The 15,307-nt window shown below is 63.6% G+C and carries 15 protein-coding genes; 13 read left to right on the forward strand and 2 right to left on the reverse strand.

The window, feature by feature from the left end; translation table 11 throughout:
• Nucleotides 1-5: 5 nt before the first annotated feature.
• Together ASF81_RS09150 and ASF81_RS09155 are read right to left on the reverse strand one after the other, a co-directional pair.
• Nucleotides 6-698 carry a fimbria/pilus periplasmic chaperone gene (locus ASF81_RS09150; RefSeq protein WP_055807929.1) on the reverse strand — a complete coding sequence of 231 codons (693 nt, stop codon included), beginning with the start codon at nucleotides 696-698 and terminating at the stop codon, nucleotides 6-8.
• Nucleotides 699-833: 135 nt separating this feature from the next.
• A complete protein-coding gene (locus ASF81_RS09155; protein WP_055807932.1) occupies nucleotides 834-1,424 on the reverse strand; it encodes a hypothetical protein in 591 nt (196 codons plus the stop codon).
• Between the two features lie 339 nt (nucleotides 1,425-1,763).
• On the opposite strand from ASF81_RS09155, the gene ASF81_RS09160 reads away from it, so the two are divergent.
• The 13 genes from ASF81_RS09160 (at nucleotide 1,764) to ASF81_RS09215 (ending at nucleotide 15,234) form a co-directional block, all read left to right on the forward strand.
• On the forward strand, nucleotides 1,764-2,471 hold the full coding sequence (locus ASF81_RS09160; protein ID WP_082503513.1) for a response regulator transcription factor: 708 nt from the start codon (nucleotides 1,764-1,766) through the stop codon (nucleotides 2,469-2,471).
• Between the two features lie 154 nt (nucleotides 2,472-2,625).
• Nucleotides 2,626-3,273, forward strand: a complete 648-nt coding sequence (locus ASF81_RS09165) for an RNA polymerase sigma factor (protein ID WP_235559293.1) — start codon at nucleotides 2,626-2,628, stop codon at nucleotides 3,271-3,273.
• Nucleotides 3,270-4,214 (forward strand): FecR family protein, encoded by a 945-nt coding sequence (locus ASF81_RS09170; RefSeq protein ID WP_055807938.1) that lies wholly within the window; start codon nucleotides 3,270-3,272, stop codon nucleotides 4,212-4,214. The genes ASF81_RS09165 and ASF81_RS09170 overlap by 4 nt, the downstream gene beginning before the upstream one ends.
• A 145-nt stretch (nucleotides 4,215-4,359) precedes the next feature.
• Nucleotides 4,360-7,350, forward strand: a complete 2,991-nt coding sequence (locus tag ASF81_RS09175; protein ID WP_235559294.1) for a TonB-dependent receptor — start codon at nucleotides 4,360-4,362, stop codon at nucleotides 7,348-7,350.
• A 77-nt stretch (nucleotides 7,351-7,427) separates the two neighbouring features.
• Entirely contained in the window at nucleotides 7,428-8,537 is a 1,110-nt protein-coding gene (locus tag ASF81_RS09180; RefSeq protein WP_055807940.1) for a pectinesterase family protein, read from the forward strand.
• A gap of 439 nt (nucleotides 8,538-8,976) precedes the next feature.
• Nucleotides 8,977-10,083, forward strand: a complete 1,107-nt coding sequence (locus ASF81_RS09185; RefSeq protein ID WP_082503515.1) for a glycosyltransferase — start codon at nucleotides 8,977-8,979, stop codon at nucleotides 10,081-10,083.
• Nucleotides 10,080-11,033 carry a glycosyltransferase family 2 protein gene (locus ASF81_RS09190; RefSeq protein WP_055807943.1) on the forward strand — a complete coding sequence of 318 codons (954 nt, stop codon included), beginning with the start codon at nucleotides 10,080-10,082 and terminating at the stop codon, nucleotides 11,031-11,033. The genes ASF81_RS09185 and ASF81_RS09190 overlap by 4 nt, the downstream gene beginning before the upstream one ends.
• Entirely contained in the window at nucleotides 11,030-12,061 is a 1,032-nt protein-coding gene (locus ASF81_RS09195; protein ID WP_055807945.1) for a glycosyltransferase, read from the forward strand. Before ASF81_RS09190 ends, ASF81_RS09195 begins: the two co-directional genes overlap by 4 nt.
• Before the next feature lie 206 nt (nucleotides 12,062-12,267).
• Complete coding sequence (locus tag ASF81_RS09200) at nucleotides 12,268-13,158, forward strand: acyl-CoA dehydrogenase (protein ID WP_200932927.1); 891 nt, start codon at nucleotides 12,268-12,270, stop codon at nucleotides 13,156-13,158.
• Nucleotides 13,152-13,859 carry a PIG-L deacetylase family protein gene (locus ASF81_RS09205; RefSeq protein ID WP_055807949.1) on the forward strand — a complete coding sequence of 236 codons (708 nt, stop codon included), beginning with the start codon at nucleotides 13,152-13,154 and terminating at the stop codon, nucleotides 13,857-13,859. Before ASF81_RS09200 ends, ASF81_RS09205 begins: the two co-directional genes overlap by 7 nt.
• Entirely contained in the window at nucleotides 13,852-14,433 is a 582-nt protein-coding gene (locus ASF81_RS09210) for a class I SAM-dependent methyltransferase (RefSeq protein WP_055807951.1), read from the forward strand. The genes ASF81_RS09205 and ASF81_RS09210 overlap by 8 nt, the downstream gene beginning before the upstream one ends.
• Nucleotides 14,430-14,696 carry a hypothetical protein gene (locus ASF81_RS15275; RefSeq protein WP_200932928.1) on the forward strand — a complete coding sequence of 89 codons (267 nt, stop codon included), beginning with the start codon at nucleotides 14,430-14,432 and terminating at the stop codon, nucleotides 14,694-14,696. The genes ASF81_RS09210 and ASF81_RS15275 overlap by 4 nt, the downstream gene beginning before the upstream one ends.
• Complete coding sequence (locus ASF81_RS09215; RefSeq protein ID WP_200932929.1) at nucleotides 14,647-15,234, forward strand: glycosyltransferase family 2 protein; 588 nt, start codon at nucleotides 14,647-14,649, stop codon at nucleotides 15,232-15,234. Before ASF81_RS15275 ends, ASF81_RS09215 begins: the two co-directional genes overlap by 50 nt.
• Nucleotides 15,235-15,307 lie beyond the last annotated feature (73 nt).

Raw genomic sequence — 15,307 nt, forward strand, 5'->3', positions numbered from 1 at the left:
GGCCCTCACAGCAGCACGATGGAAGCGGTTAGGTCGCCGGATGCCGATGCGGCGAGGGCCGCCGGTATCTTCACCTGCCGCGTGGCGCCGCCGGCGATCACGCTGACCTGTCCAACATCCACTTCGGCGGCCGGCACCTCATGCGACTGTCCGTCCGCCGTCTTCAGGATGATCCTGGACTCACGGATATAGGCGAAGCCGGTCCCTGAATTATGGGCGGTCAGGATGACGTCGCCGTTCGGCTCGCGCGACACGGCAGTGACCTGCACTTCGGCGCGCGCTCTGGGCGGGGCCACGAACACATAGGTATTGATCGTGAAGGCGACCTGAATGTCAGCGCCGACGCCGCCGTCGCTGGGCGTTGTCTGCATATTGATCGGCAACTGAGCTGCGCGGACCAGATACATACGGCCCTCTTCGGTAGCGTCGCCTGTGTAGCGGACTTGGATCACCTGCTCGCGATTGGCCGGGATGACGGACTGGACAGGAAACACCGTGATGTCTTTGTCGTCTTCGACCAAAGACCGGGCGCCGTTATCATCGACCTGCATGCGATAGGTCTCGATTTCGACCGTCGCTGGTGTGGCGCTGTCGTTCCTGACGGTCATCCGATAGCTGGACCCATTGCCGGATGGCGTGATCTTCGAGATCATGGGCGACACGTCCATGGCCTCGGCCGGTGCAGTCGCGCCTGCCATCAGGACTGTCGTTAAAGCCGTTGCGGCCATCAGTGTCGCGAATACACGACGTGTCATTGTTGCCCCCGTTGTGTTGTCAGACTTCTCACGAAGAAGCAGGGGCCGTCCGAGGGCGGCCCCTGCATTTCGCGACGATCAAGCGGGATCGAGCGAGAAGGTGAAGGTTTCCGTATAGGTTCCGGCCGGAGCCGAAGCGGCGCCTGGACCCGAGGGGGAGGCAGCACAACCCGAAGAGCCGGGGTTGCTCGGATCGCCCTGTGTTCCGCCCACACCGCTGCCGCCGGGGACGTTGTAGCAGAGGTTCAGGAACAGATCGCCGAAGACGCCGTCAGCCAGTTTTTGGCTGTAGCCGCCAGAGTTGGTGACTTGGGCAGGTTCGCCGGGATAGGTGTCGTTGGCCGCAAAGCCCAGGCTGGGGATTTCCGGCACGGACAGATCCCAATCGTAGTTGATCAGCTTGCCTGCCGCCGACTTGAAGTCGCCGTTGGCGGCGCTTGATGTCAGTTTGGCGCCGCTGGCGGCGTTGCACGACATCCGCAATGTGGTGACCTTCTGACGTACGCCGTTGGCGACCGCGACGTTTCCGCCTGCAACATTGGCCAAGCCGATGCCGCAGAAGTTGGTCACGGTGGTCGAGACGGTCACATTGGTCTGTGCGCTCGACACAGCCGGCATCGCCAGCAAGGCCGCAGCGGCAGTCGCCGCTGCAATAATATAGGTCCGCATATTATCCTCCAGCTTTTCAATATTTTCCCGCCCAATGAGACTGGGTGGGCGCCACAATGTCGTGGTGTCATCATCTATTCACCGCTGGAGGCGGCGTCGCATCGTCAAAGACACTATCGATGATTGCTTAGTCGATCTGCGCATCATTATTGGTGGTGCAAGGACACACCTTGAAGCTGCGCCAGCGTGTTGGTGTGAAAGTTCGACGCCATTTGGCGAGCGGTATTGAGCTGGATCGACTTCGACGGCCGTCACTCCCCTAACTCGGGTATGTCAATTGGCCCGGTCTGTGGATAGGACGGTGTGGTGAACTGCGCCTGAGAACGCTCGACGCTTGGAATGGCTGTTTACGTGTCGAGCATCGAGGCCCAGCCACGAGGGAGGGTTGAGATGATTGTGGGCGTGACGGGCTTTCTTGCTGTCGGGAGTGAAATCGGCGACTGCGATCCACGACAGGCGAACCTGAACTTCGACGATGACGCCGATCTCATACCGCCTTGGTCTCGCGCCATCGCGGCTTGGGTCAACATCGATCCCCGCGCCAGGATGTTGTTATCGCGATCGGGACGAATCGGTTGGGCGAACGAAGCCGCCTATCGAATGTTGAAGGACGCCGGCGTGTTCCGGCTGAATGACGACCATCTTGTCTCCGACAGTGCACAGACGGCTGCGGCGCTGGCTCGGCTTTTGAAAGACGCTGTGCCCGGGCAAGCGATCTATGCCGTCACATCGACGAATGCCGATCGACAATGGCTTTTGCGCTGCCAACAACTCATACCGGGCGATGACGACAGCATCGGGTTTGCTGCACACCGAATGGCGGACCGTGTTTCATACGAAGCAATGCTCCAGATTCACCACCTGACACCCTGCGAAAAACACATCGTGACGATGATGTTGGCGGGGATGGAGACGGGGCGTATTGCTCAAAAGCAGGACATCTCCATCGAGACACTGCGCACTCACATCAAACATGCCTATCGCAAGTTGGACGTCAGCAGTCGTGGCGAACTATTCGCCAAGGCTGTAGACTTCGCGGGTCTCTAGGCCTGAAAGCACTCTTTCCGGCGCACGATACGGGCGGTCAAGGTTTCGGATTTCGGCCACGACACGATCGCCAATCCCTTCCATCAGCCGCTGAGCGTGGTCTTTATGATGAAAGCTTTGCCGCCTGCAGCATCTGCACGCCTCAAACCTCGACTTGTCGCTGCTTATTTCGAACACAAATTTTGACGGAAACGGCCTCGCGACGCATCGTCCCCAGGAGGGGAAATCAATGATTTACGGCGGCGGAAAATCGGAGCACGCAAGAGTTCGCTGGTTGGGGCAGGAAATACTTCCCCACGAACAGGACGTTCGCGCTTGGTTGCGGCGATCGCTTGTGACGTCCAACGACGTCGATGATGTCATTCAGGAATCGTATTGCCGATTGGCCAACCTCAAGGCGGTGGAGCAGATCGAGAGCCCTCGCGCCTACTTCTTTCAGACCGCGCGGTCTGTCGTGCTTGAGCAGATGCGCCGCGCCCGCATTGTCCGGATCGACGCCGTGACGGAAATCGACGCCCTGCGCATCGAGTGGGACGAACCGTCGCCAGAGCGTATCGCCGGGGGACGCAAGGAACTCGAACGCGTAATGAAGATCGTCGCCACATTGCCCGAACGCAGCCGACGCATCTTCGAGATGCGCCGCGTGCTGGGGCTGTCTCAAAAGGAGATCGCGCGCCAGTTGGGCGTGTCGGAGAACGTGGTCGAGAACGAAGCTGCGCGCGCGTTGAAAGCCGTCCTGGCAGGCTTGGCAAATGCTGACGCTAATGTCGCCCCATCATCGACCGGGGAGCGGCGTGCATGAGCCGTGAAGCTTCCACAGAGATCGACGCGGCGGCGGCCAATTGGGCCGCTCGACTGGACGCAAACGTGATTAGCGCGTCCGACCAGGCGGCCTTGGACGACTGGCTGGCTGGCGACAGCCGTCGTGAGGGCGCTTTGTGGCGGGCGCGGGCGGTCATGGCCTTGATGGTCGAGCCCATGCCTCAGACCCAAACGCACCGGGCGCCGGCGAAGCCCGACCGCCGCGTGCTTCTCGGGGGGATGGGATTGGCGGCGGCTGTCGCGGCCGGGGTCGTTCTGACGCCGATCTTGTCGCGTCAGCGCTACCGGACCTTGGTGGGCGAGATTCGCCGCGTGCCCTTGGCCGACGGGTCAATGGCGGCGATAAACACCGACACGACATTGGACATCCGCTTTCAGAAGGCCGAACGCGCCGTGACCCTTGATCAGGGAGAGGCGTGGTTTCAGGTCGCAAAAGATCGAGCGCGGCCTTTCGTCGTGGCGGCGGGCGATGTCCGCGTCCAAGCGGTCGGCACTGCCTTCTCAGTTCGCCGCAAGTCCGGCGGGGCCGAAGTTCGCGTGACGGAAGGCGTCGTGGAGGTCTGGAGCGACAAGGGCGCTGGAAAAATGCGCCGCCGCGTCGGCGCCGGTGAACAGGTTTTCGTCAGCGACCAGGCCGGCGCGTCCAGTCCGGTGAACCGTCCGCTGGAAATGGACCGGGCTCTGTCTTGGCGAGAAGGGCAGATTGTTCTGGATGGCGACACGATCGGCGCGGCGGCAGCTGAGTTCAACCGCTACAACAACCGCAAGATCGTGATAGTCGATCCGGATCTGGAAGGCCGTACCGTGGTCGGATGGTTCCGCACCAACGAACCGGAAAGCTTCGCCCAGGCGGTGGGCGTCGCCCATGACGCGAGCGTGAAGCTGGGCGCAGATGTCATCATGCTGGGTGGCGCGGGATAAATCTTTTTCGTCCGGCGACGGAAAGTCGATCGTCGAACATCGAGACTCTTGGAACCCTCGAAGAAGGGTCCGGGAACCAGGAAACAGAAAAAGGGAGGGCCGACGCATGGCCATGTCGCGAAACCAAGGCGCGAAGGCGTCGCTGATGATCGCCGTCAGCACGATGGCGCTGGCCGGCGCCGGCGCCGCTCAGGCTCAGGCCAGACAGTTCAATGTCCCTGCGCAGCCTGCCTCGACCGGCGTGCCGGCCTTCGCACGCCAAGCGGATCTTCAAATCCTGGCGTCGACCGAAGCGGTCGCAGGGCAACGGACCGCCGCTGTGCAAGGCGTCTATTCGGTTGATCAGGGGCTGGGCCGGCTCCTGCAGGGCAGCAACTTGGTGGTGGCGTCCAACAACGGCCGGACGGCAGTGCTCGCCGGCGCGAGCGTCGCGCCCCAGACCGTCGCCCAGGGGAGCGAGGTCGAAGACCTGGCGGACGAAGTTGAAACTATCGTGGTAACCGGTTTCCGTGCGTCGCTGGGCAGCGCGCTGACGGCTAAGCGGCGAGCTAACGGCGTGGTGGATGTGATCAAGGCCGAGGATATGGCCGATTTTCCGGACGCCAACCTTGCGGAGTCCATTCAACGGGTGCCTGGAGTCTCCATCGCACGCGACGCTGGCGAAGGCCGTCAGATCACGGTGCGAGGGCTGGGGCCGCAATTCACGCGCGTGCGCATCAACGGCGTCGAGGGACAGAGCACTGCGTCGGGCACGGACAGCTCAGGCGGCGCCAACCGCAACCGAGCCTTCGACTTCAACGTCTTCGCGTCCGAGCTTTTCAACAGCATCACGGTCCGCAAGACCGCCTCGGCCGAAACGGAAGAGGGGTCGTTGGGCGCTACGGTCGATCTGCAGACCGGTCGTCCGTTCGACTACGCCGGCGCCAACCTCGTTGTGTCGGGCCAATACGGCTACAATGATCTGTCCCGGGAATGGGACCCGCGGTTCGCGGCGCTCGCCAGCAATACCTGGATGGATGGGCGTCTCGGAGCCCTCGTCTCGGTGGCCTATACCAAGCGTCGGCTTTTGGAGGAAGGACATGGTTCCGGCGGCTGGCTCAACGGGACCGAGGCTGGCGGCTATAACCCCGCATCACCCTTTGCCGATGCGAGGCGAGCCGATGTCTATACGCCCCGCTTTCCGCGTTACGGCCGACTGACGCACGATCAGGAGCGGCTGGGCCTGACGGGATCGGTGCAGTTCCGCCCGCAGGAACAGACGCTGATCAATCTCGATCTGCTCTACTCCGACTTCAAAGCCACGCGTCAGGAAAACTGGCTGGAAGCCCTGTCCTTCGCGCGCAACGCGTCGCAGGGCGGCCGACCAGAAATCATCGTGCGCGACGGCGTCATCGATGCCAACGGCGACATGGTCTACGGCTTGTTCGATGACGTCGATGTGGAGACGGAAACTCGCTACGACGAACTCGACACCAAATATACGCAAGGCACACTGAGCCTAGAGCACGCGTTCAGCGACCGATTCAGGATCAAGGGCCTGGTGGGCTATTCCAAGTCTGATTTTGACAATCCGATCCAGACGACGGTCATTCTGAACCGTGAAAATTCGGACAACTACTCATACGACTATCGCGAAAACCGAAACGCGCCATTGATCCGGTTCGGCTATGACGTGACCGACCCGCTGGCCTACAACTTCGGGGCGGCGCGCTCGGAAATCCGCCTGCGTCCGCAGGGCGTCACCAACACGATCAAGACTGCGCAACTTGACGGCGGCTACGATCTGACGCCGTCGCTGACGCTTAAGGCCGGGGTGAACTACAAAGAATATGAGTTCGACTCCTGGGCTCTGGCGCGGGTCAACGAGGGCGTGGTGCCGCAGCTGCCTGCTGGCGTGACCCTGGCCAGCCTGACCGAGTTGGTCAGCGGGTTTGGTCGCAATCTTGGCGCACCGAACGGCACCGTCACCAACTGGATCGCGCCGAACCTCAACGCCTTTGCTGACCTGTTTAACATTTACAGCGGCACGGGACTGTTCGAACTCAGCGGCGCCTCCAACGCCAATGCCCGCGGCAACATCCGCAATGTGACCGAGAAGGACTCGGCCGCCTATCTGCAGCTCGACTTTGACACCGAACTTGGAGGCGTTCCGGTACGCGGCGACATCGGTGTGCGCTACGTCAAGACGAAACAGAGCTCGACCGGCTATCAACTGGTCGCCGGCGCGGCGCAGCAGACGACCGTCGATCGCGACTATGACGACGTTCTACCGGCGCTGAATCTGACGGCCGAAGTCACGCCGGACTTCCTGGTGCGGTTCGGCGCCGCCAAGGTCATGACCCGTCCAAACCTCGGCAGTGTGACGCCGGGCGGCAGCCTCAGCACGGTCGGCGTGTTCAGCGTCAGCTCGGGCAATCCGTATTTGGATCCCATCCGCGCCACGACCTACGATTTGTCGGCGGAATGGTATTTCGCGCCTGACGCCCTGCTGTCAGTCGGCCTGTTCTACAAGGACATCGAAAGCTACATTCAAACCTCTCGAACCTCCCAGCCTTTCAATCAATCCGGCTTGCCGCTGGAGTTGCTGAACGGCCTGGGTGTTTCGCCCAGCGACGTCTTCCTGTTCAGCCAGCCGGTGAACACCGAAGGCGGCCCGCTGAAGGGGATCGAGGTCAGCTATCAGCAGCCCTTCACCTTCCTGCCCGGACCATTCGACAATCTCGGCGCCATCTTCAACGTCACGCTGGTGGACTCCAAGATCAGCTATATTTCCTCGCGATCGCCGACGGGCTTCGTTGAAAATGATCTGCTCGGCCTTTCGAAGACCGCCTACAACGCCACCCTCTATTACGAAGACGATCGGTTCAGCGCCCGCGTCTCGGCCGCCTATCGCGATCGCTATCTGACCGCGGTCCCTAGCGGCACCAGCACCAATGACATCGATGGCGTGCGTGACATCGTGACAGTGGACGCCTCGGCCTCCTATGCTTTGACGGACCGCATCAAGCTGACGTTCGAAGGCTTGAACCTGACCGACGCCTTCAATGAGCAGTACACAGACAGTCGCCGCGACAGTATCTACGTCTATTCGCACACCGGAAGGCAGTACAACTTCGGCGTCCGCTACACCTTCTAAGACACTCCCAACTCCTCCGGGAGACTGGGCGCTGGCCGACCTGTCGGCCGGCGCCTTCTTTTTCATTAGGGGCTCTCATGCGTCTGTCATTCTCGCGCCGTCAGGCGCTTGTCGCCGCAGCAGCTTTGCCGATGATGGCGCCGCCGTCTTCCTGGGCCGCTGTGGCGCCCTACGATGCTGTGCTGGGGACAAGCGACTCCGGTCGTCGGGTCGGCGCGCCTTCCTATCCCACCCTTTCCGCCGCCATCGCCGCCGCACCGGCGGACGGGCGAAAGCCGTTCCGCATCCTGATCACGCGCGGCATCTGGACCGAGCAGGTCGTTGTCGACAAACCCTTCATTCATCTGATTGGCGAGGATCGCTCGGCCTCGGTGATCAATCATCTGGCGGCATCGGGATTGGCGGCGCCGGATGGGCGGATGTGGGGCACATTCCGCACCCCGACCCTGTTCGTTCGCGCGCCCGATTTTCGCGCCGAGAACCTGACGATCAATAATGCCTTCGACGGTCTGGCGGAAATAACGAAGCCGAACGGCCTGCACTCTCACAGTGGCGCAGGGCCCCAAGCCGTGGCTCTGATGATGGACAAGGGGTCGGATCGCGCGGTCGTCCGCAACTGCGATATTCTCAGCTATCAGGACACCTTGTTCCCCGACGCGGGCGCGACCCTGTTTGAAAACTGCCTCATCACTGGCAGCTATGACTTCATCTTCGGCGGCGGGCGTGCTTGGTTCGAACGTTGCGAAATCCGATCGCGACTTCGTCCCGCCGATCCGGTCGAAGGCTATATCGTCGCCCCAAGCACGCCGATCGAGCAGGACTACGGCTTTGTCTTCCACGATTGCCGTCTCACCAGGGACGCCGGCGTCCTGCGGCATTCCGTGTTTTTGGGGCGCCCCTGGCGACCGTCCAGCACCTTCCCTGATGGTCGGTACGGCGATCCGAAGTTTGTCGGCGCAGCGACCTTCCTCGACTGCTGGATGGACGATCATATCGCGCCGGCGGGCTGGACCGAGATGTGGTACACCGGCCGCGACGGCAATCCCCGCACAATGCTTCAGCCGGAAGACGCCCGCTTCGCTACCTTCGGATCGCGCGGACCTGGTCGCGCAGACTTTTCGCGGGGCAAGCGTCTGACGCACCCGCAGGCGAGGCGGATCGATAGAGTTGCCGTGATCGGCGACTGATTCTAGAACTGGCTAGCGAGGGTGACGCCTATGCGCGAGATTTTATCTCTAAAATGGCAGGAACATTTGCTTCTGACCTAGAATAGTGTTGCGAATGACAAGGATGATCTAACCTGATCGTCTAGCGTATTCTTATGTTATGAAAAAATTCGATAAATATGTCGGTTATGGTTTCGGTCCAATTTAATCCGTCCAAGCAAGGCCTACCAGCTAAGTGCTTCAACACGTTCGATTTGAGCGCGTGCTGCGAGATTGCATCGAGCACCCGGCACTCTGATTTCAACGGCCTTTGGCGCCTCTGAGGAGATAAACGCATCCCTTGAGGACTTGAGACCGCTATCGCACACAGGAACGAATAGCCTCGGCATAGCTTTGACCTTCAGGCTTTACGCCATGAACCGATCCGAGGGGGATCGGGTAGTCGATCACGGCGGTACGGATGCGCATCGGCGTCATCGCACATCTCAAATATCCGATCGCAGAACCCTTCGCCGGCGGGCTGGAGATGCATACCCATCTGCTCTGTCGCCAACTGCGGCTGAACGGTCATGACGTCACTCTGTTTGCAGCGACCCTGTCGGACCCCGCGCTCGGTCTGGAGGCGATCTGCGAGCAGACGGAAATCGCCAAGGTCGGGACGGCGGAGGCGGGCGACGTCGCCTTCTTCCGAGAGCATCACGCCTATCTGTCGTTGATGAGCCGGCTTCGTCGCAGTTCGTTCGACGTCATCCACAACAACAGCCTGCACTATCTGCCGGTCTCGATGGCGGAGACCTTGCCGATGCCGATGGTCACTACGCTCCACACGCCGCCATTTTGCTGGCTGGAAAGCGGTATCCGCGAAGCGAGCGCGCCCTTCGCGCGGTTTGTCGGCGTTTCCGAGGCGATGCGTGAGCAATGGAGCCGGGTGCGGCCGATCGATCAGGTCATTCTGAACGGGATCGACCTGGAGCGCTTTCCCTGGCGTGCGCATCACGACGATCCTGGGCATTTGATCTGGTATGGGCGGATCGTGCCCGAGAAGGGTCTGCATCTGGCGCTGGACGCGGCGGCATTGGCGGGTATCGCCCTGCGGTTCGCAGGCCCGATCCTGGATCAAGCCTATTTCGATGCCGAGATCGCTCCGAGGTTGACGCGCGAAACCACCTATCTCGGCCACCTCGATCACGAAAGGCTCTCGCAGGAGATCGGACAGGCGGCCGCCTTCGTCTGCACGCCGCGCTGGGACGAACCCTACGGGCTGGTGGTGGCCGAAGCGCTGGCGTGCGGAACGCCGGTCGCCGCCTTCGCGCGGGGCGCCATACCCGAGATCCTGACCCCCGACTGCGGCGCCCTGGCGCGCGCGGACGACGTGCAGGATCTGGCGCGCGCCATCGTCCGGGCGGTCGGCCTGTCTCGGTCGGCCTGCCGCGCCCGCGCCGAGGCGGCCTGCGATGTGCGCCGAATGATCACGGCCTATGAAGGGCTCTATGGCGAGATGATCCAAGCGGCTGCGGCGGGACAGATGCAGGCCAATGACTCGCTGGAAGATCGGCTGATCGCATGAAGGACGAACCTGCCTTCTGCGTTTGCGTGCCCGTGCGGAATGAGGAACGGCGTCTTCCCGTGCTTCTCGCCGCCCTGGCCGCGCAGGATTTTCCGGGCAGGATTTCGGTCGCGCTTTGCATCAATAACTCCACGGACGGTTCGCTCCCTCAGGCGCAGGCCGCAGCCGATCGGTGGAAGGATCGACTGGACATCGTCGTCGATCTGCAGACCTTCCCAGAGCATCGGGCGCATGCCGGCGCGGCGAGGCGTTCGGCCATGTCCGCCGGTATCGAGCATCTCGGAGATCGATCCAATGGCGTTTTGATCTCGACGGACGCCGACACGCGACCGCCGCCGAACTGGCTGTCCGCCAATCTCGCAGCCATCGTGGATGGAGCGGATCTGGTGGGCGGACGGCTGGTCCTGGATGAAGCGGAACCGATCTCGGCGGATGTCGCGGCTCTGCGTCGACTATGGGACGCCTACTGGCGTGAAGTTCGCACGATTGAGGACGAGATCGACCCTTCGCCGCATGACCCGGCGCCTCGCCATGGCGATCACACCGGGGCCAGCCTCGCCATCACCGCGGCGGCCTATCAGTCAGCCGGCGGGGTGCCGGAACAGCCGACGGGCGAGGATCGGGCGCTTGTGATCGCCGCTCAAGCGCAGGGGGCCAGGCTTGTGCATCCCTTGGCGGTGTGGACCCGCGTGTCGGCACGCACGACGGGCCGCGCCGCCGGGGGGATGGCGGAGGATATGACCCGTCTGTTCGATCAGGCGCGGAACGGCGGTCCGATCATGGCGCCGGACCTTTCGCATTGGCGGCAGCGGGTGAGGTGGCGCCGGGGTCAGCGTCACGACGCGGCGAGCGCCAGGCGGCTGTCGGCACTGGAAACCCAGTTGCCCGCCATGCCGCTCGACATGGATTTACGAGAATGGGCCGACGGCGTTGAGAGAGCCGCAGCGTGAGGGCTTCGATCGGATACTATGTCCATCACCAGGGCGACGGCCACCGCCAGCGCGCACTGGAAATCGCCGCCGCTGCGCCCGAGCGATTTGTCCTGCTTGGAACGGGACTGAAAGGGCGAACCGAAGACATCGCCTGCGTGGATCTGGAGGATGACAGGCCCCACGAGGGAGACCGCTTCTCCGGCCGTGACGAGGCGCCTGTCCGGCCCGAGGCGCTGCATTACGCCCCCTATCACCATGCGGGCGTCCGGGCGCGAACCGCCCGGTTCGCCCAGTGGATCAGCGACGCCAAGCCGGCCTTGATGGTGATCGATGTGTCGGTCGAGATGGCGATGCTGGCCCGGCTGTGTGCGACGCCTGTGGTTTATGTCCGTCTCGCGGGGGATCGATCAGATTCGGCGCATCTGGACGCCTTCCGCGGCGCAGAAGCCTTGCTTGCGCCCTTCCATGAGCGGCTGGATGGAATGGGGGCCAGAGAGGTGCGCGACAAGACGCACTACTTCGCCCCCCGGCGCAATTCAGGACCGAAGCGTGGATCAGGCATCCTGGTCGTTCATGGGCGGGGTGGCGATCCGTTGGATGGCGCCAAGCTGGCGGCGGCTGCAGAAGCTACGCCCGATCAAGTGTGGACCGGGGTCGGGCCGATCGAGCCGCCGCCGATCATGCCGCCGAACCTGAAGCTGGCAGGCTGGATCGACGCTATCGGCGACGAGATCGAAAAGGCGGAGATCATCGTCGGAGGCGCGGGAGACGGCCTGCTGAACGCGGTGATTTCGGCCGACAAACCCTTTGTCTGTCTTCCCGAGCCTCGCGCCTATAACGAGCAGATGGCAAAGGCCGAACGGTTGGCGGCGCTAGGCGCTTCGATCGTCCTGGCGCAGTGGCCGCAGGCGCAGCAATGGCCGAGCATCCTTGGGTCAGCACTCTCACTGTCGCCCGCTGATCGGCAGCAGATCAGCGGGCAGGGACTCGGCGCCGCCGGACTCTGGCTTGTCGATCTCGCATCAGAGCTTGAGGCACGCCGATGACAGCTCTGGAAGCAACGCCGACCGCGTCATCGCCTCTAAAACTTGAGGTTAGATTGGCGGCGCTAGGTGCGCGCTACGACGCCGCGCCGCGATATCCCGCCGAGAGTCTGACGCTGCTCGCGTCGGAGGGTTGGGGGCGGCGGTTCGCTCCGGTTCAAAGCGGCGGAACGGCCTATGACAATCCACTCCACAAGGCCTTGGCATTGATGAACGCTCTACGCAGCGTGGGACGGTCGGATCTGAGCGTCGGCCGACTGTTCGAAGGACATGTCAACGCCCTGGCGCTGTTCGACTGGTACGCGGACCCGGCCCAGAAGGCTTGGCTGGGGAAGGTTGTGGCGCAGGGCGGCTGGTTCGGCGTCTGGGCGACGGAACCGCCGCCCGGCGTTCGTCTGGTCGGCGACCGGCTGCAGGGTGCCAAGATGTTCGCGACCGGCGCGGGCGGATTGGAATATGCGATCATCACCGCCCAGCCGGAACAGGGCGAACGCCAGCTGATCGTCGTGCCGGCGAACGAACCCGAGAGGGCCGATCTGAGCGGTTGGCGCGTCCGCGGCATGCGCGCAACGACCAGCGGGCGCTATGAGGTGACCGGGTTGACGGTCGATGCCGATCAGCGGCTCGGACGTCCTGGAGACTATGATCGCGAACCGCGTTTCACGGCGGGAGCCTGGCGATTTACGGCGGTGCAGTTGGGCGGCGTCGAAGGCCTGGTCATGGCGATGCGTGACGCGCTGTCCGACGCCGCGCGCGCAGATTCCATCCGGCGCGCGCGCTTTGCCGATGCGGTCGTTGCGATGCGGACGGCCTGGCTCTGGGTCCGCGAAGCCGCGATCCGCGCGGCCTCCGAAGCGCCGGACGCCGGCGATTTCGCCCGCGCCACGCGCGGCGTCGTCGAACGCAGCGCCCTGGATGTCATGGAGTTAGCGGCGCGGTCGGTCGGGACGCGCAGCGCCTTCGACGGCGAGCGCATCGACAAGATCACCCGCGATCTCAGCCTCTACCTTCGGCAGGCCGGACCCGACTATGCGAAGGACCAGGCGGCCAAGACCTGGCTGGATCGCGATCTCTGGGGCGAGGGCGACGCCCTATGGTGAGCAAGAAAGCCGGCCGGCTGGCGACCCTGGCGCTGGAGCGTTCGCCCTGGCGATCCGCGCGGTGGTTGGTCGTTGCTCCGCATGCCGACGACGAGACGTTGGGCGCCGGAGCCTTGATCCATCAGGCGGCGGCGACGCAACATTTAGCAGGCGTCGTGATCCTCACCGACGGCGCGGGTTCGCACGACCATCCGGACACGGCTTCCCATGCGAGGCTTGTCCGGACCCGACGCCTGGAGGCGGGGCGCGCGGTTCGACGGTTGGCGGGGGATGCGGCTGCGGCGCCCGTGTTTCTGGATTGGCCTGATGCTCAGCCCGCTTCTCCTGGCAGCACGGTATTCGAGGCGACCGCCCGTCGTCTGGCCGCCCTGTGCCGTGATCGGCGCGTCGATGCGATCGCCGTCACTGGACCAGACGATCCCCATTGCGATCATCAGGCTGCGGCCCAGCTTGCGCGCCGCGCGGCCGGGCTGGCCCGCCGGCCGGTCGCCGTGTTCGATTATGTCGTGTGGGGGGCGGCTCCGCCCGGGTCGAAACTACGGATCACGACGCGACCTCTTAGGGCCGGCCTCAGAGCGTACGCCTTATCGAGCCATCAAAGTCAGTCGACGCCGATGTTCGGCCAAGGGTTCCGGCTTGAGAAGGAGAGAGGGCTGCGCGCCGCCTCGGACACCCTTTATCGGCGCGACGCCTATGGCTGAACGCTCGCTTCCCGCCGCCTACTTCGAAGGCATCTTCGCCGGGGACGCCGATCCATGGAGTCTGGCCTCCAGCCCCTATGAGGCGGCCAAGTTCGATCGCACTATCGCCGCTCTGTCGGCGCGGCGAGCGGCTTTTGCGCTCGAGGTCGGTTGTGCGGGCGGCGTCCTGACCGAGCGGCTGAGCGCAGTCTGCGATCATCTGTTGGCGATCGACGTCAGCCCGACTGCCCTGGAGCGAGCGCGCCAGCGTCTGTCGGGGCGGCCGAACGTCCGGTTCGAGGCCGCGGCGTTCCCCCGGGACTGTCCGGCTCTTGATGGGCTGGATCTCGTCGTCCTGTCCGAGGTGGCCTATTATTGGAGCGACGCTGATCTGGACCTTGCGGCGCAACGCATCGCCGACGGTTTGGTCGAGGGGGGACGCGTCCTTCTGGTGCACTGGACCGGCGAGACCGACTATCCCCAGACCGCCGACGACGCCGTGGAACGCCTCTGGCTTGGATTGTCGGCTGTCCTGAGAGTGGATCTGGCCGAACGGCATCCCAACTATCGGCTGGATTTGTGGAGCCGCCGATGACCAGCCTGTCCGCGCTCACGCTGGTTCGCAACCGGCAAGCCCATCTGGACCGATTGGTCGAGGGATTGTCCCTCAGCGCCACGCCGCCCGACGAACTGGTCGTCATCGACATGAGCGATGCACCGGTGACGCTGCCGCCACTGAGCTTTCCCGTTCGCATCGAACGTCTGGCGGGCGACGCCTTGCCTCTGGCCGCCGCCCGAGGACTGCATCGTGTCGTCGTCAGTTTGCGGCCGTATGCAGGCCCTGCTCGCCGAGCATGACGCCGTCGTCTGTCCAGAGGTGCTGTATCTCCCCGCCGGAGCCGTCCGGCAGGGCCCCCTGTCGGAGATCGATCTAAAGGCGGCCGGGCGCCCCCATCCCGTGCGCCCTTTTCCGCAGGAAGGCGAACGCCCGGAGGGCAATCCCGGCCTGTTCTGGTCTCTGGCTTTCGCGCTCCGTCGCGCGACCTTCCATCGGCTTGGCGGGTTCGACGAGACCTATGTCGGCTACGGTGCCGAAGATACGGACCTGGGCTTTCGCATCGCGAGAGACGGCCTGCCGCTCCTCTTCGCCGGCGGCGCGCCGGTCTTCCACCAGCACCATGAGGGCTATGATCCGCCCCTGCAGCATTTTCGCGCCCTGATCGCCAACGCCAAACGCTTTCACGCCGCCTGGTCGATCTGGCCGATGGACGGTTGGCTGCGGGCGATGGCGGATCTCGGACTGATCGACTGGTCGTCGGACGGATTGACCATTCGGCGCGACCCCACGCTGGCCGAAATCGCCGCCGCACGAAAAGATCCTGCAAATCCCTTCTAGGGCGGTTCCGTCGCGCTGGCGGCTGAAATGACTGGGGGTACGAAAGCGGGCGCAACCCCCGGCCGGCCTTGGG

It is taken from the genome of Brevundimonas sp. Leaf168, from assembly GCF_001423685.1.
In the GTDB taxonomy this organism is placed as follows: domain Bacteria; phylum Pseudomonadota; class Alphaproteobacteria; order Caulobacterales; family Caulobacteraceae; genus Brevundimonas; species Brevundimonas vesicularis_C.